Annotated in this window: 27 protein-coding genes and 1 pseudogene; 16 read left to right on the top strand and 12 right to left on the bottom strand. The window is 63.2% G+C overall.

The genetic code is table 11. The features are described from left to right. Window positions 1-137 precede the first annotated feature (137 nt). Window positions 138-983 (bottom strand): LOG family protein, encoded by an 846-nt coding sequence (locus AC0L2X_RS28295; RefSeq protein ID WP_473600751.1) that lies wholly within the window; start codon window positions 981-983, stop codon window positions 138-140. Between the two features lie 145 nt (window positions 984-1,128). Between AC0L2X_RS28295 and dapD the strand changes: the two genes are divergently transcribed. The 4 genes from dapD (at window position 1,129) to AC0L2X_RS28315 (ending at window position 4,535) form a co-directional block, all read left to right on the top strand. Continuing rightward, window positions 1,129-1,983, top strand: coding sequence for a 2,3,4,5-tetrahydropyridine-2,6-dicarboxylate N-succinyltransferase (gene dapD, locus AC0L2X_RS28300; protein WP_023677474.1), 855 nt, complete (start codon window positions 1,129-1,131; stop codon window positions 1,981-1,983). Between the two features lie 30 nt (window positions 1,984-2,013). Beyond that, window positions 2,014-2,391 (top strand): DUF805 domain-containing protein, encoded by a 378-nt coding sequence (locus AC0L2X_RS28305; protein WP_352455974.1) that lies wholly within the window; start codon window positions 2,014-2,016, stop codon window positions 2,389-2,391. A 21-nt stretch (window positions 2,392-2,412) separates the two neighbouring features. Further along, a complete protein-coding gene (locus AC0L2X_RS28310; protein ID WP_473600752.1) occupies window positions 2,413-3,201 on the top strand; it encodes a hypothetical protein in 789 nt (262 codons plus the stop codon). Window positions 3,202-3,434: 233 nt separating this feature from the next. Then, window positions 3,435-4,535 (top strand): GGDEF domain-containing protein, encoded by a 1,101-nt coding sequence (locus tag AC0L2X_RS28315; RefSeq protein WP_473600753.1) that lies wholly within the window; start codon window positions 3,435-3,437, stop codon window positions 4,533-4,535. On the opposite strand, the gene AC0L2X_RS28320 is transcribed toward AC0L2X_RS28315, so the two are convergent. Then, window positions 4,525-4,743 carry a ketopantoate reductase C-terminal domain-containing protein gene (locus AC0L2X_RS28320; RefSeq protein WP_473600754.1) on the bottom strand — a complete coding sequence of 73 codons (219 nt, stop codon included), beginning with the start codon at window positions 4,741-4,743 and terminating at the stop codon, window positions 4,525-4,527. The two genes, AC0L2X_RS28315 and AC0L2X_RS28320, sit on opposite strands and share 11 nt — an antisense overlap. Window positions 4,744-4,835: 92 nt before the next feature. Here AC0L2X_RS28320 and dapE point away from each other — a divergent pair, with 92 nt between their 5' ends. Further along, window positions 4,836-6,035 (top strand): succinyl-diaminopimelate desuccinylase, encoded by a 1,200-nt coding sequence (gene dapE, locus AC0L2X_RS28325; protein WP_473600755.1) that lies wholly within the window; start codon window positions 4,836-4,838, stop codon window positions 6,033-6,035. A 2-nt stretch (window positions 6,036-6,037) separates the two neighbouring features. Continuing rightward, window positions 6,038-6,646, top strand: a complete 609-nt coding sequence (locus AC0L2X_RS28330) for a transporter (protein WP_352455970.1) — start codon at window positions 6,038-6,040, stop codon at window positions 6,644-6,646. Here the strand turns inward: AC0L2X_RS28330 and truA are convergent. The 4 genes from truA to def are packed head-to-tail and all read right to left on the bottom strand — an operon-like array spanning window position 6,628 to window position 9,384. Beyond that, window positions 6,628-7,383 (bottom strand): tRNA pseudouridine(38-40) synthase TruA, encoded by a 756-nt coding sequence (gene truA / locus AC0L2X_RS28335; RefSeq protein WP_473600756.1) that lies wholly within the window; start codon window positions 7,381-7,383, stop codon window positions 6,628-6,630. The two genes, AC0L2X_RS28330 and truA, sit on opposite strands and share 19 nt — an antisense overlap. An 18-nt stretch (window positions 7,384-7,401) precedes the next feature. Further along, window positions 7,402-7,911, bottom strand: coding sequence for a GNAT family N-acetyltransferase (locus tag AC0L2X_RS28340; protein WP_254815873.1), 510 nt, complete (start codon window positions 7,909-7,911; stop codon window positions 7,402-7,404). Beyond that, window positions 7,908-8,837: a methionyl-tRNA formyltransferase gene (gene fmt / locus AC0L2X_RS28345; RefSeq protein ID WP_473600780.1), complete on the bottom strand. Its 930-nt coding sequence runs from the start codon at window positions 8,835-8,837 to the stop codon at window positions 7,908-7,910. The genes AC0L2X_RS28340 and fmt overlap by 4 nt, the downstream gene beginning before the upstream one ends. Window positions 8,838-8,853: 16 nt before the next feature. Further along, window positions 8,854-9,384 carry a peptide deformylase gene (def, locus tag AC0L2X_RS28350; RefSeq protein WP_473600757.1) on the bottom strand — a complete coding sequence of 177 codons (531 nt, stop codon included), beginning with the start codon at window positions 9,382-9,384 and terminating at the stop codon, window positions 8,854-8,856. 103 nt (window positions 9,385-9,487) lie between these two features. On the opposite strand from def, the gene AC0L2X_RS28355 reads away from it, so the two are divergent. After that, a complete protein-coding gene (locus AC0L2X_RS28355) occupies window positions 9,488-10,750 on the top strand; it encodes a DNA recombination protein RmuC (RefSeq protein ID WP_473600758.1) in 1,263 nt (420 codons plus the stop codon). Between the two features lie 45 nt (window positions 10,751-10,795). Here the strand turns inward: AC0L2X_RS28355 and AC0L2X_RS28360 are convergent, their stop codons facing one another. The 3 genes and pseudogenes from AC0L2X_RS28360 to AC0L2X_RS28370 form a co-directional block, all read right to left on the bottom strand. After that, window positions 10,796-11,200: a GFA family protein gene (locus AC0L2X_RS28360; protein WP_352467821.1), complete on the bottom strand. Its 405-nt coding sequence runs from the start codon at window positions 11,198-11,200 to the stop codon at window positions 10,796-10,798. A 79-nt stretch (window positions 11,201-11,279) separates the two neighbouring features. Next, window positions 11,280-12,235, bottom strand: a pseudogene (locus AC0L2X_RS28365) (cation diffusion facilitator family transporter). A gap of 122 nt (window positions 12,236-12,357) precedes the next feature. Further along, a complete protein-coding gene (locus tag AC0L2X_RS28370) occupies window positions 12,358-13,167 on the bottom strand; it encodes a transglutaminase-like domain-containing protein (protein WP_254815869.1) in 810 nt (269 codons plus the stop codon). Between the two features lie 215 nt (window positions 13,168-13,382). Here AC0L2X_RS28370 and AC0L2X_RS28375 point away from each other — a divergent pair, with 215 nt between their 5' ends. Next, window positions 13,383-13,508: a hypothetical protein gene (locus AC0L2X_RS28375; protein ID WP_013528464.1), complete on the top strand. Its 126-nt coding sequence runs from the start codon at window positions 13,383-13,385 to the stop codon at window positions 13,506-13,508. Window positions 13,509-13,659: 151 nt separating this feature from the next. After that, window positions 13,660-13,974 carry a quaternary ammonium compound efflux SMR transporter SugE gene (gene sugE, locus AC0L2X_RS28380; protein WP_473600759.1) on the top strand — a complete coding sequence of 105 codons (315 nt, stop codon included), beginning with the start codon at window positions 13,660-13,662 and terminating at the stop codon, window positions 13,972-13,974. Between the two features lie 82 nt (window positions 13,975-14,056). On the opposite strand, the gene AC0L2X_RS28385 is transcribed toward sugE, so the two are convergent. After that, entirely contained in the window at window positions 14,057-14,485 is a 429-nt protein-coding gene (locus tag AC0L2X_RS28385; RefSeq protein ID WP_023718183.1) for a DUF6481 family protein, read from the bottom strand. A 230-nt stretch (window positions 14,486-14,715) separates the two neighbouring features. On the opposite strand from AC0L2X_RS28385, the gene AC0L2X_RS28390 reads away from it, so the two are divergent. The 4 genes from AC0L2X_RS28390 to AC0L2X_RS28405 all read left to right on the top strand — a co-directional run bounded on the left by AC0L2X_RS28390 (window position 14,716) and on the right by AC0L2X_RS28405 (window position 18,965). Continuing rightward, on the top strand, window positions 14,716-15,777 hold the full coding sequence (locus AC0L2X_RS28390) for an LLM class flavin-dependent oxidoreductase (protein ID WP_473600760.1): 1,062 nt from the start codon (window positions 14,716-14,718) through the stop codon (window positions 15,775-15,777). A gap of 119 nt (window positions 15,778-15,896) precedes the next feature. Continuing rightward, the gene (locus AC0L2X_RS28395) at window positions 15,897-17,093 is read left to right on the top strand and encodes an AI-2E family transporter (RefSeq protein WP_473600761.1); all 1,197 of its coding nucleotides are present in this window, start codon (window positions 15,897-15,899) and stop codon (window positions 17,091-17,093) included. Window positions 17,094-17,132: 39 nt separating this feature from the next. Then, the gene (locus tag AC0L2X_RS28400) at window positions 17,133-17,957 is read left to right on the top strand and encodes an arylamine N-acetyltransferase family protein (protein WP_473600762.1); all 825 of its coding nucleotides are present in this window, start codon (window positions 17,133-17,135) and stop codon (window positions 17,955-17,957) included. A 6-nt stretch (window positions 17,958-17,963) separates the two neighbouring features. Beyond that, complete coding sequence (locus AC0L2X_RS28405) at window positions 17,964-18,965, top strand: LLM class flavin-dependent oxidoreductase (protein WP_473600763.1); 1,002 nt, start codon at window positions 17,964-17,966, stop codon at window positions 18,963-18,965. Window positions 18,966-19,122: 157 nt separating this feature from the next. Here AC0L2X_RS28405 and AC0L2X_RS28410 read toward each other — a convergent pair whose 3' ends face one another. Together AC0L2X_RS28410 and AC0L2X_RS28415 are read right to left on the bottom strand one after the other, a co-directional pair. Continuing rightward, window positions 19,123-19,746: a L,D-transpeptidase gene (locus AC0L2X_RS28410; protein ID WP_352490545.1), complete on the bottom strand. Its 624-nt coding sequence runs from the start codon at window positions 19,744-19,746 to the stop codon at window positions 19,123-19,125. Window positions 19,747-20,001: 255 nt separating this feature from the next. After that, a complete protein-coding gene (locus AC0L2X_RS28415; RefSeq protein WP_473600764.1) occupies window positions 20,002-21,021 on the bottom strand; it encodes a LacI family DNA-binding transcriptional regulator in 1,020 nt (339 codons plus the stop codon). 217 nt (window positions 21,022-21,238) lie between these two features. Between AC0L2X_RS28415 and AC0L2X_RS28420 the strand changes: the two genes are divergently transcribed. The 3 genes from AC0L2X_RS28420 to AC0L2X_RS28430 are packed head-to-tail and all read left to right on the top strand — an operon-like array spanning window position 21,239 to window position 25,094. Further along, on the top strand, window positions 21,239-22,822 hold the full coding sequence (locus AC0L2X_RS28420; RefSeq protein ID WP_352490546.1) for a sugar ABC transporter ATP-binding protein: 1,584 nt from the start codon (window positions 21,239-21,241) through the stop codon (window positions 22,820-22,822). Then, window positions 22,819-24,132 carry an ABC transporter permease gene (locus tag AC0L2X_RS28425; RefSeq protein WP_023718176.1) on the top strand — a complete coding sequence of 438 codons (1,314 nt, stop codon included), beginning with the start codon at window positions 22,819-22,821 and terminating at the stop codon, window positions 24,130-24,132. The genes AC0L2X_RS28420 and AC0L2X_RS28425 overlap by 4 nt, the downstream gene beginning before the upstream one ends. Continuing rightward, window positions 24,129-25,094, top strand: coding sequence for a substrate-binding domain-containing protein (locus AC0L2X_RS28430; protein WP_473600765.1), 966 nt, complete (start codon window positions 24,129-24,131; stop codon window positions 25,092-25,094). The genes AC0L2X_RS28425 and AC0L2X_RS28430 overlap by 4 nt, the downstream gene beginning before the upstream one ends. Window positions 25,095-25,162 lie beyond the last annotated feature (68 nt).

The following is a 25,162-nucleotide window of genomic DNA, read 5'->3' on the forward strand; positions in this document are numbered from 1 at the left end:
CCGCCACCGACTTTCCCCCCGGCTCCCACCCGGCTATTGGCGTTAGGGGAGTAGGGGAGTAGGGGAGTAGGGGAGTAGGGGGAAATTGACCTGAAAGGCGGCGGCTGCAACCACCTATTCCCTACTCCCTTACTCCCTTACTCCCCTAACTTGTAGAAACGGCTAATGATTCCCCAGGCCTCGTCGGCGGTGTCGACGAAATCGATGATATCCTGGTCGCCAGGCGTGATCGTGCCTTGCTCGGCGAGGAAATCGAGGTCGATCGCCCTTGCCCAGAAAGCCTTGCCGAACAGAATGACCGGCACGCGTTCCATGCGGCCGGTCTGGATCAGGGTCAGCGTTTCGAAGAACTCGTCCATCGTGCCGAAGCCGCCGGGAAATACCGCGACGGCCTTGGCACGCATGACGAAATGCATCTTGCGGACCGCGAAATAGTGGAAGTTGAAGCATAGTTCCGGCGTCACGTAGGCGTTTGGCGCCTGCTCGTGCGGCAGCACGATGTTGAGACCGATCGACGGCGCGCCAACATCATCGGCGCCGCGATTGCCGGCCTCCATGACACCAGGCCCGCCGCCGGTCACTACGACGAATTCGCGATAGTACGAGGTGGCCGACTGCTGCGAGCAGAGGCGGGCAAATTTGCGCGCCTCCTCGTAGTATTTGCTGTTTTGCTCGAGGTTCTTCTTCTGCGTCTCGTTCTTGGCCGCCCAGGCTTCGCCGCCGGGCTCGGGTATGCGGGCGCCGCCGAACAGGATGACGGTCGATTGGATGCCGCGCTCGGCCAGGATCATCTCCGGTTTCAGCAGTTCGAGCTGCAGCCTGACCGCGCGCAATTCGCGCCGCGTCATGAAATCGGGATCGTTCCAGGCCAGCCGATATGTCTCCGCGCGCGTTTGCGGCGTGTCAGGCACACTTCTCGACCGCTCCAGATCCTCGTCCGAATGCGGCAGCGGCGTCCATCCCGCCTTTTCCATGGGAGTCATATTTGCTTTACCCGTCCAATCATTCACTTGCGCCGTCCCGTGACGCTGCCGCGATTGACCCTCCCCAAGCCTTCACATAGGGTCCGCGCGACTTTCAAACAGGTTAAGGCGCCGGCCCTTAACAGCTTGGTAATGGAGCGAATTCATGTCGAAGCCCGATCTCGCGAGCCTCGAGGAGATTATCGAGAACGCCTTCGAGGAACGCGACACGATTTCGACCGCAACCCGCGGCGAGACGCGCGAGGCCATCCAATCGGCGCTCGACCTGCTCGACCGGGGCGTCGCCCGCGTCGCCGAGCGGCAGGCCGACGGCAAATGGCACGTCAACCAGTGGCTGAAGAAAGCGGTGCTGCTGTCCTTCCGGCTCACCCCGATGGAGATCATCAAGGGCGGTCCTGGTCAGGCGGTATGGTGGGACAAGGTGCCCTCGAAGTTCGACGGCTGGAGCGCCGTCGATTTCGAGAAGGCCGGCTTCCGCGCCGTGCCGTCGTCGATCGTGCGCCGCTCCGCCTATGTCGCGCCCGGCGCCGTGCTGATGCCGTCCTTCGTCAATGTCGGCGCCTATGTCGACAGCGGCACCATGGTCGACACCTGGGCTTCGGTCGGCTCCTGTGCCCAGATCGGCAAGAATGTGCATCTGTCGGGCGGCGTCGGCATCGGCGGCGTGCTGGAACCGATGCAGGCGGGTCCCACCATCATCGAGGACAATTGCTTCATCGGCGCCCGTTCCGAAGTGGTCGAAGGCTGCATCGTGCGCGAGGGCTCGGTGCTCGGCATGGGCGTCTTCATCGGCCAGTCGACCAAGATCGTCGACCGCGCCACCGGCGAGATCTTCTACGGCGAGGTGCCGCCTAATTCCGTCGTCGTCGCCGGCTCGCTGCCGGGCAAGCCTTTTCCAAACAACGAGCCCGGCCCCAGCCTCTACTGCGCCGTCATCGTCAAGCGGGTCGACGCCAGGACCCGTTCCAAGACCTCGATCAACGAATTGCTGCGCGATTGATCTTTCTCAACGAATACGGACGGAATTCGCTTGCCTGACAGATCAGACCTCATCTGGCTTTTCTTCAAAGCTTCGGGCCGCGTCAGCCGCGCGGCCTATTTTCTTGGAGGACTGCTGGTGGCCATCATACAGGCCTTCCCGCTCTACCGTTTCACGCTGGTGCCGGAAGGCACCACCGAGAGCAACATGTGGTCGTTTATTTTCTTCATCGCCTTCATTGCCTCGCTTTGGTCGAACGTGGTGCTGGCGGTGAAGCGGTTGCACGACCTCGACAAGCCGGGCGTTGCGGCGCTGGTGCTGTTCGTGCCGGTTGTCTCGATCATCGCTTTCCTCGTGCTTTGCCTGTTTCCGGGGCAACCCGGCCCCAACCGCTACGGCAAGCGCACCAACGCACCGGCCGAACCCTGAGCGCCGATCGGACATTTCGTCATGCGTTACCGCTCGCTTGATTCGAAACTGATCCTCGAAACCGCCGAAAGGCTGGAAGAGCGCGTCGCCGAGCGCTTTCCCGATGCAGGCTTGCGCGGCGTCGCCGCCGAGCTCGTGTCGCTGTCGCGCGATCTGGCAAAGGCAGCCAAGGCGCTGGAGGCGCCGATCTGGTGGCTACGCGGCCTCATCATCGCCGCCTTCGCCGTCGGAGCGCTGATGTTCCTGTTCGTCGGCACAATCCTGCCGCTTGGCCGCATTTCTGGAAACCACGATGCCTTCCAATCCGTGCAAGGCATCGAAGCCTCCCTCAACATGATCATCCTCGCCGTGCTGGGCTTCCTTGCCCTGATCCGCTCCGAGGAGCGGATCAAGCGCAAGCGGGTGTTTCGCCAGCTCCACGGGCTGCGGTCGCTGATCCACGTCATTGACATGCACCAGCTGACCAAGGATCCGGCAGCACTTTCAGCCAGTTTCAAGCCGACTGCGCATTCGCCAGCCCGCATCACCAACGCCGCCGACCTTGCCCGCTATCTCGACTATTGCTCCGAAATGCTGTCGATCACCGGCAAGATCGCCGCGCTGTTCGCGCAATCGGTGAATGACGCCGTGGTCATCGACGGCGTCAATGACATCGAGAACCTGGCTTCGAACCTGTCGCGAAAGATCTGGCAGAAGATCACGCTGATCGAAACCCCTCATGGGCAGCCGGCACGTGCGGCGAAGACCGATCCCGAGCCGGGTCCGCCGGGTCGGCCTGCAGTCCGCAGACGACCGGGGCCGGCAAGCTAGAACCCGCGAGCCGGCGGCAGATCCGCGAGAGCGGCAGAGCGGGGAGTTCCGAAAGCCCGGTTTTGCGCCGGATGCTCTAAGCGAATGTTAATCACCCTCGCCCAGCATGCCGGCGAAGACTGTGTCGACCGGCACGGAGCACTCGACTGGCAAGCGACCTATCCCTGACCACCAAGGAGCCGCGCAAAACGTGGAGCGACGGCGCTCGCCTGTTTGCCTGGTTCTCTTCGCCGATGAGATTGGAACCGGAAGCCGTCCGCGCCCGGCTGCTCGACACCACTTTCGACCGCAAATTCGCGGTCCTGTTCGGCACCATCAGCGTTCTGTTGGTTGCGGTCAGCGCCGCATTTTTCACCAAGGATTGGTGGCCCTACGCCTGGATCGCAGCCGACCTGATGCTTTTCACCGTCCGTGTTCTGCTGATGCGGGAATGCGAGCAGGCCCGCAGGCGCGGCTCGAAAGGGCCGCTGGCGGGCCTGATGGCAGCCAGCGGCGTCTGGTCGGTTGTTTTCGGCCTCGGCTGCTATGGCTGTGTTGCCAGCGGGAATATGGCGCTTTCCGTACTTGCCGCCTTGAATGTCGCAGGCGTCGTCGGCGTGGTGTCGTCACGCAATGCGGCGACCCCGCGCTTCGCCATATTCGTCATGTTGGCCGTAAGCCTGCCTTACGTGGCCGGTGCGTTGTTTTCTGCGGCGCCCGGAATGCCGATCGTCGGAATTCAAACGCCGTTCTATGTGGCCGGCGTCATCATCGTGCTGCTTCAGAACCACGCGATCAACGCCCGCATGATCCGCGCCGAACTGGACAATCGCGACCTGGCCATCAAGGACGCGCTGACCGGTCTGCCAAACCGCATCTTCCTGCAGGAGAAATTGCGCGACATGTGCCGCGACCTTGCGGCACCGGCCGCCAATGGCGGCAAGCCGTTTGCAGTGCTCAGCATGGATCTCGACGGCTTCAAACAGGTCAACGACCGTTTTGGCCACGCAGTCGGCGACGTGCTGCTGTGCAAGGTGGCCGAACGATTGAAGCGCGGCTTCCGGCCGGGGGACGTGGTCTTCCGCATCGGCGGCGATGAATTTGTCATCCTTTTGCCCGCAACCTCGGAGATCGAGGCTACCTACCTGGCAAAGCGCGCCATCGAAAAGGTCTCGGTGCCTTTCGACCTCGGGGTCGGTTCCGCCATCCATGTCGGCTTGAGCGTCGGCAGCGCCTTCGCACCCGCCGACGGCGGCGATCCGGAAATCCTGCTCACCTGTTCCGACCATGCGCTCTACGAAGCCAAGCGCACCGGCAAGGGCCGTTACTGGGCGCCTGTGCGGGCTACGATCTGACGGTCGCAGCGACGGCTTCCGGCGTCAGGCAGGGCGATCCGCTTCTCTCCTGCTCGGCCGCGCGCACCAGTGCCGTCACACGCTTCAGCAACGGCGCCGGCGTGCCGGCCTTTTCGGCCAGACGCAGGACCGCGCCTTGCAGTTCGCCGACCTCAGCCGGCCGCCGGCGCTGCGATGGCCCTGTCCTGGTCGAGAAGCCTTGCTGCAATTATACGACATGAAAACCATAATGTCGGCGGCATGGCCGGCCCTTATGTCTGGCCGTGACAGGCCTTGCGCTTTCGACTATCGCTTTTGCCCATGACGCTGCCTACTGATCCGACTAGAAATCTGGCTGCTCTCATTCGCTGCGCTTCCGTGACGCCCGCCGAAGGCGGTGCCTTGAGCGCGCTGGAAGAAATGTTGAAGCCGCTCGGCTTTGCCGTCGAGCGCCCGGTGTTTTCCGAATCCGGCACACCGGACATAGAGAACCTTTACGCGCGGCGTTCCGGCAACGGCCCGCATCTGATGTTTGCCGGCCATACCGATGTGGTGCCGGTGGGCGATGAAACAGCCTGGACGCACCCGCCCTTTGCCGCCGACATCGCCAATGGCGAGATGTTCGGCCGCGGCGCTGTCGACATGAAGGGCGGCATTGCTTGTTTCGTCGCGGCGGTGGCGCGACACATCGCGCAGAAGGGAGGCCCGAAGGGGTCGATCTCGCTGCTGATCACCGGCGATGAGGAAGGTCCGGCGATCAACGGCACGACGAAGCTGCTCGAATGGGCGGCTGCCAAGGGCGAGAAATGGCATGCTGCGATCGTCGGCGAGCCGACCAATCCCGACGCGCTCGGCGATATGATCAAGATCGGCCGGCGCGGCTCGCTGTCGGGCACGGTCACCGTCAACGGCCGCCAGGGACACGCCGCCTATCCGCAGCTAGCCGACAATCCCGTGCGCGGCCTGGTGACGCTGGTCGACGCCTTGCTTCACCCCGTCTTCGACAACGGAACAAGGGATTTCCAGCCGACCAATCTTGAGGTCACTTCCATCGATGTCGGCAACCCTGCCACCAACGTCATCCCGGCGAAGGCGGCGGCTACCTTCAATATCCGCTTCAACGACACATGGACCGCCGAGACGATCCAGGCCGAGATCCACAACCGCCTCGACCGGGCGGCGAAACGCAAGAAATACCGCGCCGGCAAGAAGACGCCGGTCGACTACGAGATCGTCTGGCGCGACGGGCCGAGCCATGTTTTCCTGACACGCGACGACAGGTTGATCGAAACGCTTGGCGGCTCGATCAAGGCGGTGACCGGCAGGAAGCCGGCGCTCTCCACCTCCGGCGGCACCTCCGATGCCCGCTTCATCAAGGATTATTGTCCGGTCGTCGAATTCGGACTGGTCGGCAAGACCATGCACATGGTCGACGAACGCGTGGCGATTGCCGACCTCGAGACGCTGACGCAGATTTATCTGCGCTTCGTTGAAGACTGGTTTGCGCAGGACATATCCTAGTGATGCTTTCAGCAGATGAAACCTACGCTTCGCTTGCCGGTGCCTGGCGGCTGATGCTCGGCAAGGCCGACGGATTTCGCCTGCTCGACCTTTCGGCGGACGGTTTCTGGAACTCCTTTTTTGCCATCGTCGTCGCGGCGCCAGCACTGATCGTCGGCTGGGTCGGTATTGCCAACGAGATCGGCGACCCCAACGCATTCGTCGGCCGTTTCAGCATGTTGATCCGCCTGGCCACCGTCGATATCGGCGCCTGGGTGCTGCCGCTCATCGGCCTCGCCCTGGTGGCGCCGCGGGTCGGCGTCGGCGGTCGTTTCGTCCATTATGTCGTCGCCAGCAACTGGGCCTCGGCGATCATCGCCTGGATGATGCTGCCATCGGCGTTGATCCGGCTCTTCCTGACGTCGGCCAACGAAGTCTCCGGACTGGTGTCGCTGCTGCTGTTCGCACTGTCGATGGTATTGACCTGGCGGATGACCAACGTTGCGATCGGCAGGGGTGCGGCCACCGGCAGCGCTGTTTTTGCCGGTATGTTCGTGGCGTCGCTGATCGTCCTGTTCGGCCTGCAGGCGCTGCTCGGGATCAGCGTTCCGGATCAGCCGGGCGTCGGATAATCGACGCCGACGAGAAACAGCCCGTCGGGCGGCGCCACCTGACCGCAGGCCGCACGGTCGCGCGCCTCAAGCGCCGCCTTGAGGTCGGCAATAGTCCAGCCGCCTTCGCCGACACGTTTGAGCGAGCCGACCATCGAGCGCACCTGGTTGTGCAGGAATGACCGCGCCGAAGCGCGGATTTCGATGAAATCGCCCGCCCGGCTGACGTCAAGCCGATCGAGCGTGCGGACCGGGCTGGTGGCCTGGCACTGGGTCGAGCGGAAGGTGGTGAAATCATGCCGGCCAAGCAGCACCTTTGCCGCTTCGTGCATGGCACCGGCATCGAGCTGCTTCGGTACCCACCAGATCTTGCCCTTGTCGAGCGCCGCCGGCGCGCGGCGGTTGACGATGCGGTAGAGGTAATGGCGGCCGATCGCCGAGAAACGCGCATCGAAGTCATCCGGCACGACGGCGGCCTTCAGGATGGCGATGCGCACCTTGGCCGCCTGCAGATGCGCGTTGACGGCGTCGCGCACCTTGTCGCCGGGCCATGCCTTGATCAGATCGACATGCGCCACCTGAGCGGTCGCATGGACGCCGGCATCGGTGCGGCCGGCAGCGCGCAGCGAAACCTGCTCACCACAGAACTTCTCGATCGCCTGCTCGATCGCCTGCTGCACCGAAGGCTGGTTGGCCTGGCGCTGCCAGCCGGCGAAGAGACTGCCGTCATATTCGATGTCGAGGCGAAAACGCGGCATTCCCGGATCGAGGCGAAATCAGGCGGCGAGGGCTGAGCCGAAGGCCGAGGCGTAGACCAGCCTGCCGGTCTCCGGCGCCTCGCCCCAGGCAAGCGCCTGCAGAGCCTCGCTTTGGTACTCGCTCTCGAATTTTGCTGCACGGGCGCGGCTGTAGCCGAAACGTCCATAGTAAGCCGGATCGCCGAGCACCACGGCGAGCGTCTCGCCGGCAGCCTTCAGGCGGATATGCGCCTCGCGGACCAGCGCACCGCCGATGCCGGTGCCATGGAACGACGGCTCGACCGCCAAAGGAGCCAAAGCCACCGCCGGGAAGCTCTTGCCGCCATTCTGAACGAAAAGCCGTGAAAACAGGATATGGCCGACCACTTGCCCGTCTTCGTCCGCCACCAGTTCGACGACGGCATCACCGCCGGTGACCAGCGCGTCGACCAGTCCGGCCTCCGTCTGCTGGCCAAACGCGTGTTCTTCGACAAGGCGGATCGCCTCGCGGTCCCGCGGCGTCGCCGCGCGTATGGACATCATGCTCATGACAGTTTCATTCCTTTTTCGAGCTTGGCCCCGCGCAGAAACTCCTGCGCGGCAATGGGCCTTCCGCCCGCACGTTGAACTTCGACCAGCCTGATCGCGCCTGACCCGCAGGCGACCGTCAGCCGGTCATCGAGAATTCCTCCCGGTTCGCCGGCGCCTTGCGAGAGCGTCGAGCGAAGCAGTTTCAGCCGTTCCACGCGGCCGCCGATTTCGGCCTCGCACCATGCACCGGGAAAGGGCGACAGGCCGCGAATCTGGTTGTGCACGTCGCCGGCAGGTCGCAGCCAGTCTACGCGAGTCTCCGATTTATCGATTTTCTTGGCGTAGGTCACCCCCACCTCCGCCTGTGTGGTCAAAGTCAGCGTATTCCGTTCCAGCCGTTCGAGCGCCTGCACCATCAGAGCCGCACCCAACACCATCAGCCGGTCGTGCAGATCGCCGGCCGTCATGTCGGGTCCGATGGCACATTTTTCAACCATTGCCACCGGCCCGGTGTCGAGGCCTTCCTCCATCCGCATCACCATCATGCCCGTTTCGGTATCGCCGGCCATGATGGCGCGCTGGATAGGGGCAGCGCCGCGCCAGCGCGGCAACAGCGATGCGTGGCCATTGAGGCAACCAAGCCGCGGCGCCTCGAGGATGGGTTTGGGCAGAAGCAGCCCGTAGGCCACGACCACGGCGACATCGGCGCGCAAGGCGCGGAACCCCTCCTGCTCCGCCTCGCTCTTCAGCGACACCGGCGCGCGAACCTCGACGCCCAGCCGCTCCGCTTCGCGCTGCACCGGCGACGGCGTCAGCTCGAGCCCGCGCCGGCCGCCGGCGCGCGGCGGCTGCGTGTAGACGGCTGCCAATTCATGCCCTGCCCCGCCAATCGCCCGCAAGGTCGGCACGGAGAATTCGGGCGTACCCATGAAGATGACACGCAGGGGCATTCGTCGACCCCTATCCCACCATCTTGCCCGGCGCCTTGTCCCTGGCGAGCTTTTTGAACTTCTTGACCACCATATCGCGCTTCAGTTTTGAGATGTGATCGATGAACAGCACGCCGTTGAGATGGTCGATTTCATGCTGCAGGCAGGTCGCCATCAGCCCTTCGGCCTCGATCTCCTGCAGCTGACCGTCGCGATCGAGATACTTCACCCGCACCGCCGCCGGCCGCTCGACCTCGGCGTAGTAGTCCGGGATCGACAGGCAGCCTTCCTCATAGACCGAACGCTGGTCGGAGCTTTCGAGGATTTCGGGATTGATGAAGACGTGCGGTGCCGGCGTCTCGTCCTCTTTGGCGAGGTCGATCACCAGCATGCGCAAGGGTTCGCCGACCTGGATCGCCGCGAGGCCAATGCCGGGCGCGTCATACATGGTGTCCAGCATGTCGCCGGCCAGTTTGCGCAAATCGCCGTCGACACGCTCGACCGGTTTTGAAACCTGACGCAGGACGGGATCGGGAAGGATGATAAGCGGCTTGATCGACATGGCGTCTCACCTAAGACCTCGCAGGAAAAGCGTCAACCGGGACGCCTTCGGGTCGTTCCCGTTTTGATCTGTGCCAGCGAACCGAATCATCTATGCTGTCGGCATGAACGATCTGGCCACCATCCTGTCCGAACCTGTAGCCCGCCTCGGCGCCACCACGATCACGCTGGGCCATGCCCTGGGTTTCGGCGCAATGCTGTTCCTCGGACTGTTCGCGGCGCTCGTCGTTGCGCTCTGGCGATCGGCCAAGGCGCGTGCAATGGCGGCCGCCGAAGCCGCCGACCACGCCCGCGACGCCGAGGCGAGGATGGCCGGCATCTTGGCAAGCCAGGCGGAAATGCAGGGCCGCATGGGCGCCATCGCCGAAGTGTTCGGGGCGCGCCAGGCGGAACTGACACAGTCGATCGGCCAGCGCCTCGATGCCATGACCGGCCGCTTGGGCCAGACCATGACCGAGCAGACGAGATCGACGCATGAGAGCCTCGCCAAGCTGCAGGAACGGCTGGCGGTTATCGATATCGCGCAAGGCAACATCCAGTCGCTGGCCGGCCAGGTCGTGCAATTGCAGGCGATCCTTTCCAACAAGCAGACGCGCGGCGCCTTCGGCCAGTCGCGCATGGAAGCCATCGTCGCCGACGGATTGCCGCACGGCGCCTATGAATTCCAGGCGACCTTGTCGAATGGCAGCCGGCCCGACTGCCTGGTAAGGATGCCGAACGGCGCACCGTCGCTTGCCATCGACGCAAAGTTTCCGCTCGAGGCCTGGAATGCCATCCGTGCCGCCGAAGGCGCCGACCTGCAGAAGTCCGCCGCTCAGGCTTTCCGCCGCGACATCGAGGTGCATGTCCGCGATATCTCCGAAAAATACCTGATCCAGGGCGAGACGCAGGACACCGCCTTCATGTTCGTGCCCTCGGAATCGGTGTTCGCCGAAATCCATGAGAATTTCGAGGCCGTTGTCCAAAAGGCGCATCGATCGCGGATCGTCATTGTCTCGCCATCGCTTTTGATGCTGTCTATCCAGGTCATCCAGGCAATTCTCAAGGACGCACGCATGCGCGAGCAGGCGCACCTGATCCAGGGCGAGGTCATCCGGCTGATGGAAGACGTCTCCCGGCTCGACGAGCGGGTGCGCAAATTGCAGACGCATTTCGGCCAATCGGCCAGGGATATCGAGGACATCCTGGTCTCGACATCGAAGGTGACCAGGCGCGGACAAAAGATCGAAGCGCTGGAGTTTGGCGTGCAGCCGGCAGAGGACACCGCTGGTTCGAATGGCAGCGGAGCAAAAGCGGAAAGCAGCCCGCGCGTCGCCGATTCGAAAACCGGGCAATTGAGGCTGAGGGTCGTCGAAGGCGACGATTGAGAGCTATGCCGGAACCGGAGCCGAGCGCTTCGTCCGAGTCCGGCGCTACTGCTCCTCGATGATGGTTGTGCCTTCGAATTCCGGCAGCCAATGCAGCGCCGAGCGGTGCCAGATCTGCTTTCTCGGCACCAGTTGATCGCGCTGCCGTGCCGTGCCGACCCTGATGCCGTAAACCTTCGGTCCCTCGCCCGCCGACGTGGCGTAGAGATGCGAGCCGCACTCACCGCAAAATGCCTGGGCGCGCTTGGCGCCGCTCGAACCGGTCTTGATGTAGATCTTCGGCGTGCCCTTGGTGATCCTGTAATTGTCCTCGGACGCCGGCACGGTGACGCGAAAGGCCGTTCCGGTTAGCTTCTGACAATCGATGCAGTGACAAATGGTGGTCTTTTCCGGATCGACTTCGGCCTCGTAAGTGATGGCGCCGCAATGACACCCGCCGTCGATTTTCATCTTCGTTCCTCCCTAGCTTTTGCCTGCGATCATAGCCGGGACTGCCCGATGACGCATCGGTTTCCTCAAGCCATTTTCCTTAGGCTGGTTCTTGTCCGGATGCCCTCGCCAAGGCCTTGCTCCGGCGTTCCCAGGTGCCGGTGGTCTGCGGCTTGACGAAGAGCCGCGTCACTCCGCCTTCAGCCGTGTCTCGAGGCGCTCGACGCAGGTCTCTATCTCGGGCGCCGACAAATGGTCCTCGAACTCGATGCTTAGAGCGGCGACGATCTCCTGCGGACCCATATGCAGCGTCAGCACGCCATTTGCCCGCTGCACCGCCGGGTCCTGCTGGACGATGGCCAGCACTTTCATTTGCACCTCGGGCGAGGCCGGCTCGCCGAGCAGCAGGCTCTTGCTTTCGCGCGCCAGGAAGACCGCGGTCGCGCCCAGGATGAGCGCGATGCCGATCGACGCGGCGCCGTCGAGCTTCGGCATGTCCAGCAATTCCGCCGCCAATATGCCGGCAAAGGCGACAACGAGGCCGAGAAGTGCCGCGCTGTCCTCGAAGAGTACGGTGTAGACACTCGGATCCTTGCTGAGCTGCACCGCCTCGAGCCAGCCGTGGCTGCCTTTTTGGTGGCGGAATTCCTTCAGCGCCACCAGCCAAGAGGTGCCTTCGAAGAGGAAGGAAAGGCCAAGGACAGCGTAGTTCACCTTGGCGTTGGCGATCGGCTCCGGCGCCATGATGTGCGTCACGCCTTCGTAGAACGATATGCCGGCGCCCAGTGCAAAGACGAGGAGCGCAACGATGAAGCTCCAGAAGTACAGCTCGCGGCCATGGCCTAGCGGATGCGTGCGGTCGGCCGGCCGGGCGGCACGGTGCATGCCGTAAAGCAGCAGGCTGCCATTACCGGTATCGACAAGCGAGTGGACGCCTTCCGAGAGCATTGCCGAGCTGCCCGTGAACAACGCAGCGGCGAATTTGGTCAGTGCGATCGCAAGATTGCCGGCGAGCGCCGCATAGATCACTTTTTTCGACCCGCCATGCGCCGCCATGGTGTGCTGCCTTGGTTGATGCACCGAGATTGGCGGAGCGCCCGCCCACGCTCCACAGTCCCCACAACGCCCGAAGTGTCGAGTTGTTCACAAGGTCAGTTGTTCAAAAGGGCGGCGCGGGGCTATTCGACGACCTCGTCCGTCCAGACCTTGAAGCCAGCCAGCGCGCCCGGCCCGAAAATGTGGGTCAGCGGCACATCGGCGGCATCGCGTCCGGAGGCAATCAGGATACGGCCGATGCGCGGTGCGTTGTTGCGCGGATCGAAAGCGTGCCAGCGGCCGCCGAGATAGACCTCCATCCAGGCGGCGAAATCCATGTCCGACCACGGCTTTGGCAGGCCGATATCACTGATATAGCCGGTGCAGTAGCGGGTCGGAATATTCAGGGCGCGGCAGAAGGCAACAGCGAGGTGAGCAAAGTCGCGGCATACACCACTCTGCTCGCGATAGGCTTCGGCGGCGGTGCGTGTCGGGCGTGCATTGAAATAGTTGAAGACGATGTGGTTATGGACGAAGTCGCAGACCGCCTGGACGCGCGGAATGCCTAGCGGGGTGCTGCCGAACAGCCGCCATGCTTCATTCGACAGCACGTCGCTCTCGCAATAACGGCTGGGCAGCAGGAACAGCAGCGTCTCCGACGGCAGATCGCGCACCTCGTGCTGCCACGCCGTCAGCTCGCGCGTCTCGAAGGAGCCGGGGTCGCGGATGACCGCGTCAGTGCCGAACGCAAAGCGCCCGGCCGGCGCAACGAGACGGTTGCACCAATTGCCGAAACTGTCGCGGTAGCTTTCGATCGGCACCGGCGGGTTCGACGTCAGGAAGTCCGGCCGCTCAAGATCAGATGCGCGCGAATAATGGACATTTAGCATCGCGATCAGCGGTGTTTCTTGCGGGAAATCGAAACTCATCTGGCAACCGATGTGGATCCGCATTGTCGTCCTGACCGGCCTGCCTGATCATCAGCTGGCGAAACGCAAGGGATGATGCTGCAGTGCGAAGAAGACCATGGCACGGACCGCTGCGGTTTACGAGGGAATTAGAAACCGGTTAACAGCCATCGGCCAGGGCGACTGCACGGCAACGGCCTCTTGCAGTCGAGCGTTTTCTCTTGTTTCACTTCGCTAGGCATCAACTGGAGGAACGAATCATGGCTAAGGGTGCGATGAAGGCGGGCAAGGAAGCCCGCAAGCCGAAGAAGGACGCGAAGAAACCCGCTCCGGCGCCGGCCCTGAAGGCACCGCCGGTGAAGGCGATGAAGCTGAAGGACAAGTAGGGCCGCAGCTACCGTTTCGGCTCATTTCGACCGGCCGCGAACGCGGCCGGTATGATGTTCATTAAGCTCACGCTCATCCCCATGGATGCGGCGAAGATAGTTTTTGCGCCTTCAAGAAATCGGCCGGAGGCCATCGAAACGGAGCGTTCCGATGTCGTGGATTTTCCTGTTCCTCGCCGGCCTGTTGGAGATCGGCTGGGCGATCGGCCTCAAATACACCGACGGATTCTCGAAGCCGCTACCGACCGTCCTGACGGTAGCCTCGATGATCGTCAGCCTAGCCTTGCTCGGCCTGGCGCTGAAGGCATTGCCGGTCGGCACCGCTTATGCGGTGTGGACCGGCATCGGCACCGTCGGCACGGCGCTGTTGGGGATATGGCTGCTCGGGGAGCCGGCGACGGCGATCAGGCTGGCCTGCATCGCGCTCATCGTCTGCGGCATCATGGGACTGAAGCTCGCGGCTTAGCCGATTCTGACAGACGAACGCGTTCGGGGCCGCTGCAAGGCAGCCCTGAGTCTTGAATTCGGCTGATCGGCGCCGGAAGGCGCTATCGGGCGGAGAAGCCGGGCGGCGTCCTGCCGGTGCGCTGCTTGCGCGCGGCATAGCGTGCGTCACGCTTGGCCTTGCGTTCGGCCTCGTCGGCAAGAAAACGGGCGATGCGCTCGTTCTCTTCAGCTTCCCGGATCTTCGCTTCGGCCTGTGCGGCTTCTTCCGCGGCGATGCGTGCCGCTTCCGCAGCTGCCTCACGCTCGGCCTTTTCGGCCGCTTCGCGCGCCAGCTTTTCCTGCTTCAGCCTGGCCTTTTCGGCCTCGCGTATCGCGCGGGCCTCGAGGATCGCCTTGCGCTCGGCCTGTCGTGCCAGCACCGCTGGATCGTCTGCCGCCGGCTTCGCCTTGAAGCGCTCCAGAAGCGCCTTCTTTGCCTCGTTTGCGGCATTGCGCCGCTCGAAAACGTCTTTTTCTCTATAGATAGCCAAGTCCACTTCCCTGAAGTCAATTTGCGAGGCTTACATACGCGTGAAAACCGAGAGTTCAAGCGCCAAAACGGTATGCCAGCCATGAAATTCTGATCTGTTGCAACCAGGAGACGCCATTTCGATTGAATTCGACTGAATGGCACCCGCACTGTTCACCATCCGGGCCTCTGGCGGGGCGGCGGACTGATCGCTACCTGTAGCGCCACGACAAAACGCTGGGATGACACACTATGGAACTCGGTCTCTACACCTTCGCCGACGTCAGCCCGGGACCGGGTCCCGGTGCGATCGGTGCGCGCGAGCGGCTGCGCAACCTGATCGAGGAGATCGAGCTGGCCGACCAGGTCGGGCTGGACGTCTTTGGTCTCGGCGAGCACCACCGTCCCGACTATGCTGCCTCGGCTCCGGTGGTGGCACTGGCGGCGGCCGCCGAACGAACCAGGCGCATAAGGCTGACCAGCGCCGTCACCGTGTTGTCGTCCGACGATCCGGTGCGCGTCTTCCAGCAGTTTGCCACCCTTGATCTTCTATCCGGCGGCCGGGCCGAGATCATGGCCGGGCGCGGCTCGTTCATCGAATCCTTTCCGCTGTTCGGCTACAATCTCGAAGACTACGACGAGCTCTTCGCCGAGAAGCTCGACCTGCTGCTCGCCATCCGCGATCATGTCAAGGTGACCTGGTCGGGCACTCTGCGCGCGCCGATCAAGGATCGCGGCGTCTATCCCCGGCCCTTGCAGGAAAAATTGCCGATCTGGATCGCCGTCGGTGGAACACCGCAATCCGTCGCCCGCGCGGGCGTGCTTGGGTTGCCGCTGGCGCTGGCGATCATCGGCGGCGAGCCGGCGCGGTTCGCACCGCTGTTCGACATCTACAGGGATGCAGCCAGGCGGGCCGGCAACGATCCGGCGAGCCTTGCCACCAGCCTCAACGTGCACGGTTTCATCGCCGAGAGCACGGACCAGGCAGCCGACGATTTTTACGGGCCGCAGGCCGAGGTGATGAACCGCATCGGCCGCGAGCGCGGCTGGGGGCCGACATCGCGGGCGCATTTCGACCAATCGCGCGGCCCGAACGGCGCGCTGTTCGTCGGCAATCCGGAACAGGTGGCCGAGAAGATCATTGCCCAGCACAGGATATTTGGCAACGACCGCTTCCTGCTGCAAATGGCGATCGGCACCATGCCGCACGCCAAGGTCATGAAGGCCATCGAACTCTACGGCACCAAGGTGGCGCCGATCGTGCGCCGGGAAACGGCGAAGGCCGTCCCTGCCGTGGCGGCGCCGGTTGCCTGATTCACCGGCAAGGCCGCGAGGCGGCCTTGCCGGTGACGCCGGCTAACGGAACCTTGAAGCCACAGAGGCGTTTTTCGCCAACGGTCTGCACCAATCGCGGTGTACCGCCGAGGGTCAGAATGAAAGCCGAACCCGCCGCTTCGGGCGCAAGCGCTGCCGAAAGCCCGGATCCGCGCGTCGAGGCACGGGCGGATGCGCATCTGATGCGTTCGCTGCTCGTCGGCATCTTCATCCTCATGGCGATCTACGCGCTTTACTTCGCCCGCGCCTTCTTCATGCCGGTCATTCTGGCTTTCCTGCTGGCGCTGACGCTGACGCCGATCGTTCGCTTCCTGCGCAAGCATGGCATGCCCGATGTCATTTCGGCGACACTGCTGGTGCTGCTTTCGTTCTGCCTCGTCGCCGTCGCGGGATATCTGCTCAGCGGCCCGGTCATCGATCTCATCAACAATACCTCGACGATCGGCCAGCAGCTTACCGAACGTCTGGCACAACTGCGCCGTCCGCTCGAAAGGATCGTGGAGATTTCGCGCCAGATCGAGGGCCTGACCCAGACATCCCAGGAGCCGGGCGTTCAGAGGGTGGCCATGGCGCCATCCGGTATTCTCTCGCAGGCCGCCGGCAATGTGCTGTCGGCCGGCGCCAGCGTCACCATCGTCTTCGTCCTGTCGCTGTTCCTGCTCGCCTCGGGCACGATGTTCTATGAAAAGATCGTCCAGTCCTTCCCCAGTCTCAGCGAAAAGAAGCGGGCGCTGCGCGTCGTCTACGACGTAGAACGTGAAATCTCCCACTATCTGCTTACCGTCACGGTCATCAACACATGTCTCGGCGTGGTCATCGGGCTCGGCCTGTGGGCGCTCGGCGTGCCCAACGCCCAGGTCTGGGGCGCGGCAGCGGCTCTGCTCAATTTCCTGCCCTATATCGGGGCGCTGACCACCATCACGCTGGTCACGATCATCGCGCTGATCAGCTTCGACACGATTTCCTATGCGCTGCTGGCGCCGGCCTTCGTCCTTTTGTGCGACGTCGTCGAAGGCCAGTTCGTGACCCCGACGGTGGTCGGCCGCCGTCTCGAGATCAACGCCGTGGCGATCCTCATCGCCATCGCCTTCTGGTCGTGGCTATGGGGTTTCGTCGGCGCGCTGCTGGCGGTGCCGCTGCTGGTCGTCATCAAGGTGTTCTGCGATCATTTCGACGGCCTCAGCCATGTCGGCAATTTCCTGGCGGCGCAACACACGGCGGTGGCTGAAGAAGAACTCATCGAGGACAGCACTGCAGCGCAAACCGACGCGCGGCGTTTGCGGCGCCCGGATTGAATGCCTATATCGAGCCGGTCAAAGCCCGGACTCCCTTCCATGACCGATATCTCCTTCGACATCGATGCCTATTTCGCCCGCATCGGATACACCGGCTCGAGGGACGCTTCGCTGGAAACGCTGAAGTCGCTCCATCTCTTGCACCCGCAGGCAATCCCGTTCGAAAATCTCGATCCGTTTCTAGGCCACCCGGTTCGTCTCGATCTTGCCTCGCTGCAGGAAAAGATCGTCGCGCGGCATCGCGGCGGCTATTGCTTCGAGCACAATCTCATTTTCATGCATGTGCTGAAGGCGCTTGGCTTCGCCGTCACCGGCCTTGCAGCACGCGTTCTTTGGGGCCAGCCCGATGATGCCATAACTGCACGCAGCCATATGTTGCTGCGTATCGAACTCGACGGCCGAACCTACATTGCCGACGTCGGCTTCGGCGGGCTGACGCTGACAGGACCGCTCCTGCTTCGACCGGGCCTCGAGCAGAAGACCCCACATGAGACATTCCGCATGGTAGAGACAGGCGATCATTTTCGCCTGCGGGCCAATGTCGGCGGCGACTGGCGGACAATGTACCGCTTCGACATGCAGCAGAACTACGAGGTCGACTATTCGGTCAGCAACCATTTCCTGTCGACCCACCCAACTTCACACTTCCTTTCCTCCGTAATCGCGGCACGGGCCTTGCCGGACCGCCGCTATGCGCTCCGCAACAACCGGCTGTCGACACATCATCTCGGCGGCGGTACCGAGCAGGTGGAGATAGCAACAGCCGCCGAACTCGCCGACGTGCTAGAAGGCTTCGAAATCGCCATTCCCGACCGTGCAGCCTTCGAGGCCATGGCGCGACAGAAGAAAATCCTGGAGGCTTAAGACGCCATGACCGCTCTTTCCGTTCTCGACCTGTCGCCGATCGTCGAAGGAAGCAACGCTTCCCAGTCACTCGCCAATTCGCTCGACCTTGCGCGCCATGCCGAGCGGCTGGGTTACCGGCGCTACTGGCTGGCTGAGCATCACAACATGCCGGGCATCGCCAGCGCCGCCACCTCCGTCGTCATTGCCCATGTCGCCGGAGGTACCCGTACAATACGCGTCGGCGCCGGCGGCATCATGCTGCCCAATCATTCGCCGCTGGTCATCGCCGAGCAGTTCGGCACGCTCAACGCTTTGCATCCCGGCCGCATCGATCTCGGCCTCGGCCGCGCGCCCGGCACCGACATGGCCACGGCACGAGCGCTGCGCCGCAACCTCGACGCTGGCGCCGACAATTTCCCGCAGGACGTCGTCGAGCTGATCGGTTACTTCCAGCCAGCCGAAGACGGCCGCCGCATCCGCGCGGTGCCGGGCGAAGGCGAAAAGGTGCCGATCTGGATCCTGGGCTCCAGCCTCTACGGCGCGCAGCTTGCCGCCATGCTCGGCCTGCCCTACGCCTTCGCTTCGCATTTTGCGCCGGCCGAGCTCGACCATGCGCTGGAGATCTACCGCTCGCGTTTCCAGCCTTCGGAGCAGCTCGATAAGCCCTATGTGATGCTCGGCCTCAACGTCTTCGCCGCTCCTTCCGATGCAGAGGCGCGGCTGTTGTTCACCTCGTTGCAGCAGGCCTTCGTCAACCTGCGCACCGGCCGGCCCGGCCGACTGCCGCCGCCGGTCGAAGGATATGAGCGCGACCTCGATCCGATGGCCAAGACCATGCTCGGACAGGCGCTTTCCTGCGCCGTCGTCGGCTCTCCCGAAACGGTCAGGCAAGGCATCGAGGCATTCGTGGGCCGCACCGGCGCCGACGAACTGATGGTCACGGCGCAGATTTTCGACCATGCGGCGCGGGTGCGCTCGTTCGAAATCCTGGCCGACGCTCACAAATCGCTGTCGGAAGCTGCCTGAGAGTTGGTTCGCCACTTGGCACTGTTTGCGGGCAAGGCCGGCCTTAGGCAGGGAACATCGCGAACAGGTGTGCGAAGACATCGCGAACACTTCGCGCGTTTTACGCGGAGGTTTTCGATCCGTCATGCTCGTCCGTTGGACGGAAACGCGGCGTCTACTAAATGACGATCACCTTGGTGCCGATTGTGGCGCGGTTATAGAGATCGATGATGTCCTGGTTCATGAGGCGGATGCAGCCAGCCGACACAGCTTTGCCGATGGACCACCATTCAGGGCTACCGTGCAGCCGATATCCGGTGTCGCCTTTCTCGTTGAAAAGATAGAGCGCCCGCGCCCCGAGCGGGTTCATGAGTCCGCCCTCCATATGAGCCGGTATGATGCGGCCTCGCTTCTGCTCGCGCACGATCATCGCAGACGGCGCGCTCCAATCCGGCCATTCGCGCTTCCTCGCAACGTGAGCAGTGCCATGCCACTCGAAGCCCGCCTTGCCAACGCCGATTCCGTAGCGCAGCGCCTGACCGTCTCCCAACACGTAGTAGAGGAACTTCGCTCCTGTATCGACAATGATGGTGCCAGGCGCCTCTTCAGTCGCATAAGGCACTGTCTGCCGATGGAACTTCTGGTCAACCTTGTAGATCGGAACCGGCGGAACGCGAAAACCGGCATCGGTGAGGCCGCCATAGGCCGAGGGGGAAGTCTTTAATGCGCCGCCGGTGGTGCAGCCGAAGAGTGCGACCATCCCAGCAAGTACCAGCCCGATTAGGATCGATTTCACGCACATGGCTCAAGCCGGCGCCCGTGTGGGCGATCAGCCGCATCTCGTCATATTCCTAATCCGACATGCTTCGATTGCCAAGATTTTCCTGCTTGTCGGCGGTATGATTGTTGGCCACTTGGCTCGATCGGCGCCGCGTCCTTCAATTGCTCGGTTTTTCGAACGACGAACGCCCGTAGCGGCTGCGAAGGGCCGGGGTCGGCAGGACAGAGGGAGCGCTGTCCGTCCGGCATTACAAAGTTTCTGGACAGAGCCCACGCGCTACGCGCTGACGCTCTGCGCGTTTGCACCTAGCGGACGGCATGAATTGCGGATCATCAAGCGTCCTTTGAGCGTCAGCTTGCGCGGCGGCGCATCCCTGTTTCCGGCGAGCCGGTCGAGCAGCAGATTGGCCGCCTGTTCGCCGATCGCCTGCACTGGCTGTGCGACCGTGGTCAATTGCGGCCGGAACACATCCGACCACGGAAAATCGTCGAAGCAGGCGACCGAAATATCCTCCGGACAGGACAGGCCGATATCGCGAATGGCCTTCATGGTGCCGATCACCATCGGGTTGTTGGCCGAAAAGATGGCGCTCGGCCGGTCGTGCAGCGAAAGCAGCTGCATGGTGGCGTTGTAGCCGTCGACTTCATGGAAGTTGCCGAAGCGGATGAGTTCGGCCTCGGCCGGCAGGCCGGCGGCCTGGAGGGCCTCGCGGTATCCTGCCATGCGGTCATGCATCGGCGAGATATCGAACGAGCCGGAGATATAGCCGATGCGCCGATGGCCGAGATCGATCAAATAGGTGATTGCGTCGAACACCGCGCGCTGATTGTCGAGAACGACGGCATCGGTGTCGACACCCTGGCAAACACGGTCGAGCAGCACGACCGGCACATTGGCGTCGTCGACAATCCGTTTGAGGATCGCGCCGTCGCCGACACGCGCGACGATCAGTCCGTCGACCATCCGGTCGAGCAGCAGCCTGATCTGATCGTCCTGCGTGTTCAGGTGCTCGTCGGTGCAGCACAGCATGACAGCGTAGCCGGCCCGGTCGAAAGCCTGCTGGATCACCGAAACCACGTCGGTAAAGAACGGGTTGGTGATGTGGGGGACGGTGAGCCCGATGGTGCGTGTGGTGCCCATCTTGAGGCTGCGGGCGATGGCATTGCGCTTGTAGCCGATGTCGCGGATCGCCTGTTCGATGCGCTGGCTGAGCTCGGGGCTGACGGTCGCGGTGCCGTTGATCAGCGCCGATACGGTGGCCACGGAAACACGCGCGGCCTCGGCCACATGAAGCATGGTCGGAGCAGTGAATTTGCGCTGCTTTTTTCGTCCTGACGCTGTCATTTTCGAAACGTTTCACCACTCCACGGCAGCAATACCTACGGAATCTTATGATTTTGCGCAAGAATTGAAATGGAACAATCGTAGGCTCCAGATATTGCCTTGACATGATCGAAACGTTTAGATTAGCGTTTGAGGTGTTCGGTGACGACGGAGGGAGGCCGTCCTTGTCATGCAGCACGGCAATTCCATTCCTGCGCAAGGCGTTATGGCGGACGGCTCGGCTATCGTGCTGAGCGCCGAACATATCTCCAAGTCCTTCGGCGGCATCGCGGCGCTGGTCGATGTCGGCTTCGAGCTGCGGCGCGGCGAGGTCCATGCGCTGATGGGCGAGAACGGCGCCGGCAAGTCGACGCTGATGAAGATCCTGTCCGGCGTCTATACGGACTATAACGGAACGGTCAGTATCGATGGCCATGCGGTGCGCTTTGCCGGCGTCCGCGAAGCCGAGCGCACCGGCATCGCCATCATCCACCAGGAGCTGAACCTCGTCCCCGAACTCAGCGTCGCCGACAACATCTTTCTCGGCCGCGAGAAGCTGATCGCCGGGCTGATCGTCGACCGCAAGGCGAGCAGCCGCGCTGCCGGCGCGCTGTTGCAAAGGCTCGGCATCGAGCTCGACCCGGATGCGCGCGTCGGTGCCTTGCGCGTCGGCGAACAGCAACTGGTCGAGATCGCCAAGGCGCTGTCGATGTCGGCACGCATCCTGATCATGGACGAGCCGACCTCGGCGCTTTCGCCGGCCGAATGCCGGCGGCTGTTCCGCATCATCCGCCAGCTCGCCGATAGCGGCGTGGCGATCGTCTACATTTCGCACCGCATCGACGAAGTCATGCATCTGGCCAGCCGGGTCACCGTGTTCCGCGATGGACGCCACGTCCTGACGCAGGCGATGGACAAGCTCGACGAAGACGCCATAATTTCGGCGATGGTCGGGCGAAACCTGCTTGCTTCCTCCCAGGAGCACCGCATCCCCGGTGGCAACACCGTCCTGTCCGTAAGCGAGCTGTCGCTGTCGAAGCCCAATCGCCATGGTTGGCGCACCGTGCTCGATGGCGTCAGCTTCGATCTTGCCGCAGGAGAAATACTCGGCATCGGCGGGCTGCTGGGCTCGGGCCGTACCGAAATCCTGGAAACCATCTTCGGGTCCAGCGGCGGACGTGCCGGCGGTGAGATCAGGCTCGATGGCGAGGCAGTAGAAATCCGTTCACCACGCGATGCGCGCCGGCTCGGCATCGCCCTGGTTACAGAAGACCGCAAGACGCAAGGCCTGCATCTCGAGGCCTCGATCACCGACAATGTCGCGCTGCCGCTGGTCGGCGCGCTGGCGCGGTTCGGCCTGCGCTCGTTGGCCGGCGAGCAAGGGCTGGCACGGGACGCCGTCAAGGCGCTCGGCATTCGCTGCGAGACCGTCGAGCAGCCGGCCGGCACGCTGTCCGGCGGTAACCAGCAGAAGGTCGTCATCGGCAAGTGGTTGGCGACGAGGCCGCGGGTGCTGCTGCTCGACGAGCCGACGCGCGGCATCGATGTCGGCGCCAAGCGGGAAATCTACGATCTCATCTTCAAGCTGGCGCGAGACGGGCTGGCGATCGCCGTCATCAGCTCGGAATTGCCGGAGCTGCTGCATCTTTCCGACCGTATCCTGGTCATGGCCGACGGCCGCCAGACGGGAATCCTGTCCCGCGCGCAAGCAAGCGAGGAGGCCATCATGCGGCTTGCGGCGCCGCGACGGACCATGACGAGGCCTGCCGCATGAGCATTTTGCATATCCTGTCCCGGACGAAGCTCTATTGGGGCCTGATCGCCATTTTCCTGATCGGCGTGCTCGGCTCGCCGATCAGCTCCAAGGGCAACAACATCTTCCTGTCCTACGGCAACCTGCTCGATGTGCTGCGCCAGGTGTCGACCACCGGCCTGATTGCCACCGGCATGACGGCGGTGATCATCACCGGCGGTATAGACCTTTCCGTCGGCTCGCTGATGGCGATCTGCACGGTCGTCTGTGCCATGCTGCTGACGGTCCCCGGCGTGACGCCGGCGGTGGTGCTGGGGGTGCCGACAGTTGCCGTGGCAGCCCTTTGCCTCGGCATTCTCGTCACTCGTTTCATCCTGCTGAACATCGAAAAATCCCGCGCCGGCGCGCAGGCCACGCACGACATCAGGTTGGACAGCGTTCGCGGGCTGGTGACGCCCGGCATTGTCGGGGTGATCCTGTGCAGTCTGGTGCTGTGGTTCCTGCTGCCGCAGGTAGGCTCAAAATTCGGCGTGCTCGGCGTGTTGCTGGTGGCGCCTTGCGTCGGCCTGCTGTTCGGCGCGCTCAACGGCTTCATCATTGTCGCCGGGCGGCTGCAGCCCTTCATCGTGACGCTGGCGATGATGGTCACTGCGCTTGGTATCGCCCGGCTGACAGCCGGCCAGAACAATGCGGTGCTGCCGGTTTATACCGGGTCGAACGCCACCGCCGATTTCGAAATGCTGCGCTCGCTGGTGTTCGGCGTGATCCCGATGCCGGGCCTGTTCTTCCTCGGCGCCATCCTGATCTACGGCGCCGTGCTGCGCTTCACCCCGTTCGGCCGCTATGTCTACGCAATCGGCGGCAATGAGGAGGCGGCGCGGCTGTCGGGCATCGCCGCTGGCCGGGTCAAGATCGCCACCTACGCGGTTTCAGGGCTGCTGGCCGGCATCGCGGCGGTGCTCTACGTCGCGCAGTACCGGCAAGGCAAGCCGGACGCCGGCGCCGGGCTGGAGCTCGACGCGATTGCCGCCGTAGTCATCGGCGGCACCAGCCTGATGGGCGGACGCGGCAGCCTCACCGGGACGTTCTGCGGCGTGCTGATCTTCGGGCTGCTCTCCAACATCCTGCAGCTGCACAACATCAATTCGAACCTTCAGCTGGTGCTGAAGGGGATGATCATCATCGGTACCGTGCTCGTACAGGAGCGCAATGCCGGTGATCTTCTCTTCTATCTGCGACTGCCCGGTGGGCAAGCGCACAAGGAAACGGCCGCGGCAAAGCGGCCGTCGCAAGAGACCGCGTCTCTGAATATTGGAGGAAACAAGAAATGAAACGACGTGAATTGTTGAAGCTCGCCGGGCTGACAGCGGCACTCCTGACCACGACCGCCATGCTTGCCGGCGGCGCCCATGCGCAGGACAAGAAGTGGAAGATCGGCTTCTCGCAGGTGACCACCATCGAACCTTGGCGCGCCCAGTTCAACAAGGACATCCTCGCCGAAGCGGCCAAGCATCCGGAAGTCGAGCTGATCATCACCGACGGCGAGGACAAGACCGAGAAGCAGGTCGCCGATGTCGAAAACCTGATCCGGCAGGAGGTCGATGCGCTCTTGGTGTCACCGAAAGAATCCGCCGGCCTGACCGGTGTCGTGCAGCAGGCGATCGATGCCAAGATCCCGGTCTTCGTGCTCGACCGCAACGTCGAAACCAACGATTACACGCAGTTCGTCGGCGGCGACAACAAGCTGATCGGCCGGGCTGCCGGTGAATACGCCGTGGAGCTGCTTGGCGGCAAGGGCAAGGCCGCCGGCAACGTCGTCGAGATCTGGGGCGGCATGGGCACCCAGCCGGCACACGATCGCCATGACGGCTTCCATGAATTCACCGACAAGGAGCCGGGCATAAAATACCTGCTCGACCAGCAGTCGGGCGACTGGAAGCAGGACCAGGCCTACAACATCATGGCGACCGCGTTGCGCAACAACGAGAAGATCGATCTCGTCTACGGCCACAATGATCCGATGGCCTATGGCGCCTATCTTGCCGCCAAGGACGTCGGACGTGAGAAGGACATCAAGTTCATCGGCATCGACGGCCTGCCCAATGAAGGCGTGCAGCTGGTCGCCAATGGCGAGCTGACGGCGACGTTCACTTATGTGACGCCGGGCGCCGAAGGGCTGCGGCAGGCGATCAAGTTCCTGAACGGAGAGAAGGTGGAAAAGATCATCATCCTGCCGACGCAGAAGATCACCAAGGAAAATGCCGCCCAGATCCTGAAGGACAATGGCCTCTGAGACGAGGCTTTCCTGCCGGGCGTTCAGCGCCCGGCAGGAACAACAACCAAACGCCGCAAGGCAGCAGA

Source organism: Mesorhizobium sp. WSM4828, assembly GCF_055811175.1.

Bases quoted from the DNA above. Each gene is read 5' to 3' on its own strand.
- AC0L2X_RS28295 (WP_473600751.1), bottom strand. From the start codon at position 983: ATGACTCCCATGGAAAAGGCGGGATGGACGCCGCTGCCGCATTCGGAC.
- dapD (WP_023677474.1), top strand. From the start codon at position 1,129: ATGTCGAAGCCCGATCTCGCGAGCCTCGAGGAGATTATCGAGAACGCC.
- AC0L2X_RS28310 (WP_473600752.1), top strand. From the start codon at position 2,413: ATGCGTTACCGCTCGCTTGATTCGAAACTGATCCTCGAAACCGCCGAA.
- AC0L2X_RS28315 (WP_473600753.1), top strand. From the start codon at position 3,435: ATGAGATTGGAACCGGAAGCCGTCCGCGCCCGGCTGCTCGACACCACT.
- dapE (WP_473600755.1), top strand. From the start codon at position 4,836: ATGACGCTGCCTACTGATCCGACTAGAAATCTGGCTGCTCTCATTCGC.
- AC0L2X_RS28330 (WP_352455970.1), top strand. From the start codon at position 6,038: ATGCTTTCAGCAGATGAAACCTACGCTTCGCTTGCCGGTGCCTGGCGG.
- truA (WP_473600756.1), bottom strand. From the start codon at position 7,383: ATGCCGCGTTTTCGCCTCGACATCGAATATGACGGCAGTCTCTTCGCC.
- AC0L2X_RS28340 (WP_254815873.1), bottom strand. From the start codon at position 7,911: ATGAGCATGATGTCCATACGCGCGGCGACGCCGCGGGACCGCGAGGCG.
- def (WP_473600757.1), bottom strand. From the start codon at position 9,384: ATGTCGATCAAGCCGCTTATCATCCTTCCCGATCCCGTCCTGCGTCAG.
- AC0L2X_RS28355 (WP_473600758.1), top strand. From the start codon at position 9,488: ATGAACGATCTGGCCACCATCCTGTCCGAACCTGTAGCCCGCCTCGGC.
- AC0L2X_RS28360 (WP_352467821.1), bottom strand. From the start codon at position 11,200: ATGAAAATCGACGGCGGGTGTCATTGCGGCGCCATCACTTACGAGGCC.
- AC0L2X_RS28370 (WP_254815869.1), bottom strand. From the start codon at position 13,167: ATGCGGATCCACATCGGTTGCCAGATGAGTTTCGATTTCCCGCAAGAA.
- AC0L2X_RS28375 (WP_013528464.1), top strand. From the start codon at position 13,383: ATGGCTAAGGGTGCGATGAAGGCGGGCAAGGAAGCCCGCAAGCCGAAG.
- sugE (WP_473600759.1), top strand. From the start codon at position 13,660: ATGTCGTGGATTTTCCTGTTCCTCGCCGGCCTGTTGGAGATCGGCTGG.
- AC0L2X_RS28390 (WP_473600760.1), top strand. From the start codon at position 14,716: ATGGAACTCGGTCTCTACACCTTCGCCGACGTCAGCCCGGGACCGGGT.
- AC0L2X_RS28395 (WP_473600761.1), top strand. From the start codon at position 15,897: ATGAAAGCCGAACCCGCCGCTTCGGGCGCAAGCGCTGCCGAAAGCCCG.
- AC0L2X_RS28400 (WP_473600762.1), top strand. From the start codon at position 17,133: ATGACCGATATCTCCTTCGACATCGATGCCTATTTCGCCCGCATCGGA.
- AC0L2X_RS28405 (WP_473600763.1), top strand. From the start codon at position 17,964: ATGACCGCTCTTTCCGTTCTCGACCTGTCGCCGATCGTCGAAGGAAGC.
- AC0L2X_RS28410 (WP_352490545.1), bottom strand. From the start codon at position 19,746: ATGTGCGTGAAATCGATCCTAATCGGGCTGGTACTTGCTGGGATGGTC.
- AC0L2X_RS28415 (WP_473600764.1), bottom strand. From the start codon at position 21,021: ATGCTTCATGTGGCCGAGGCCGCGCGTGTTTCCGTGGCCACCGTATCG.
- AC0L2X_RS28420 (WP_352490546.1), top strand. From the start codon at position 21,239: ATGCAGCACGGCAATTCCATTCCTGCGCAAGGCGTTATGGCGGACGGC.
- AC0L2X_RS28425 (WP_023718176.1), top strand. From the start codon at position 22,819: ATGAGCATTTTGCATATCCTGTCCCGGACGAAGCTCTATTGGGGCCTG.
- AC0L2X_RS28430 (WP_473600765.1), top strand. From the start codon at position 24,129: ATGAAACGACGTGAATTGTTGAAGCTCGCCGGGCTGACAGCGGCACTC.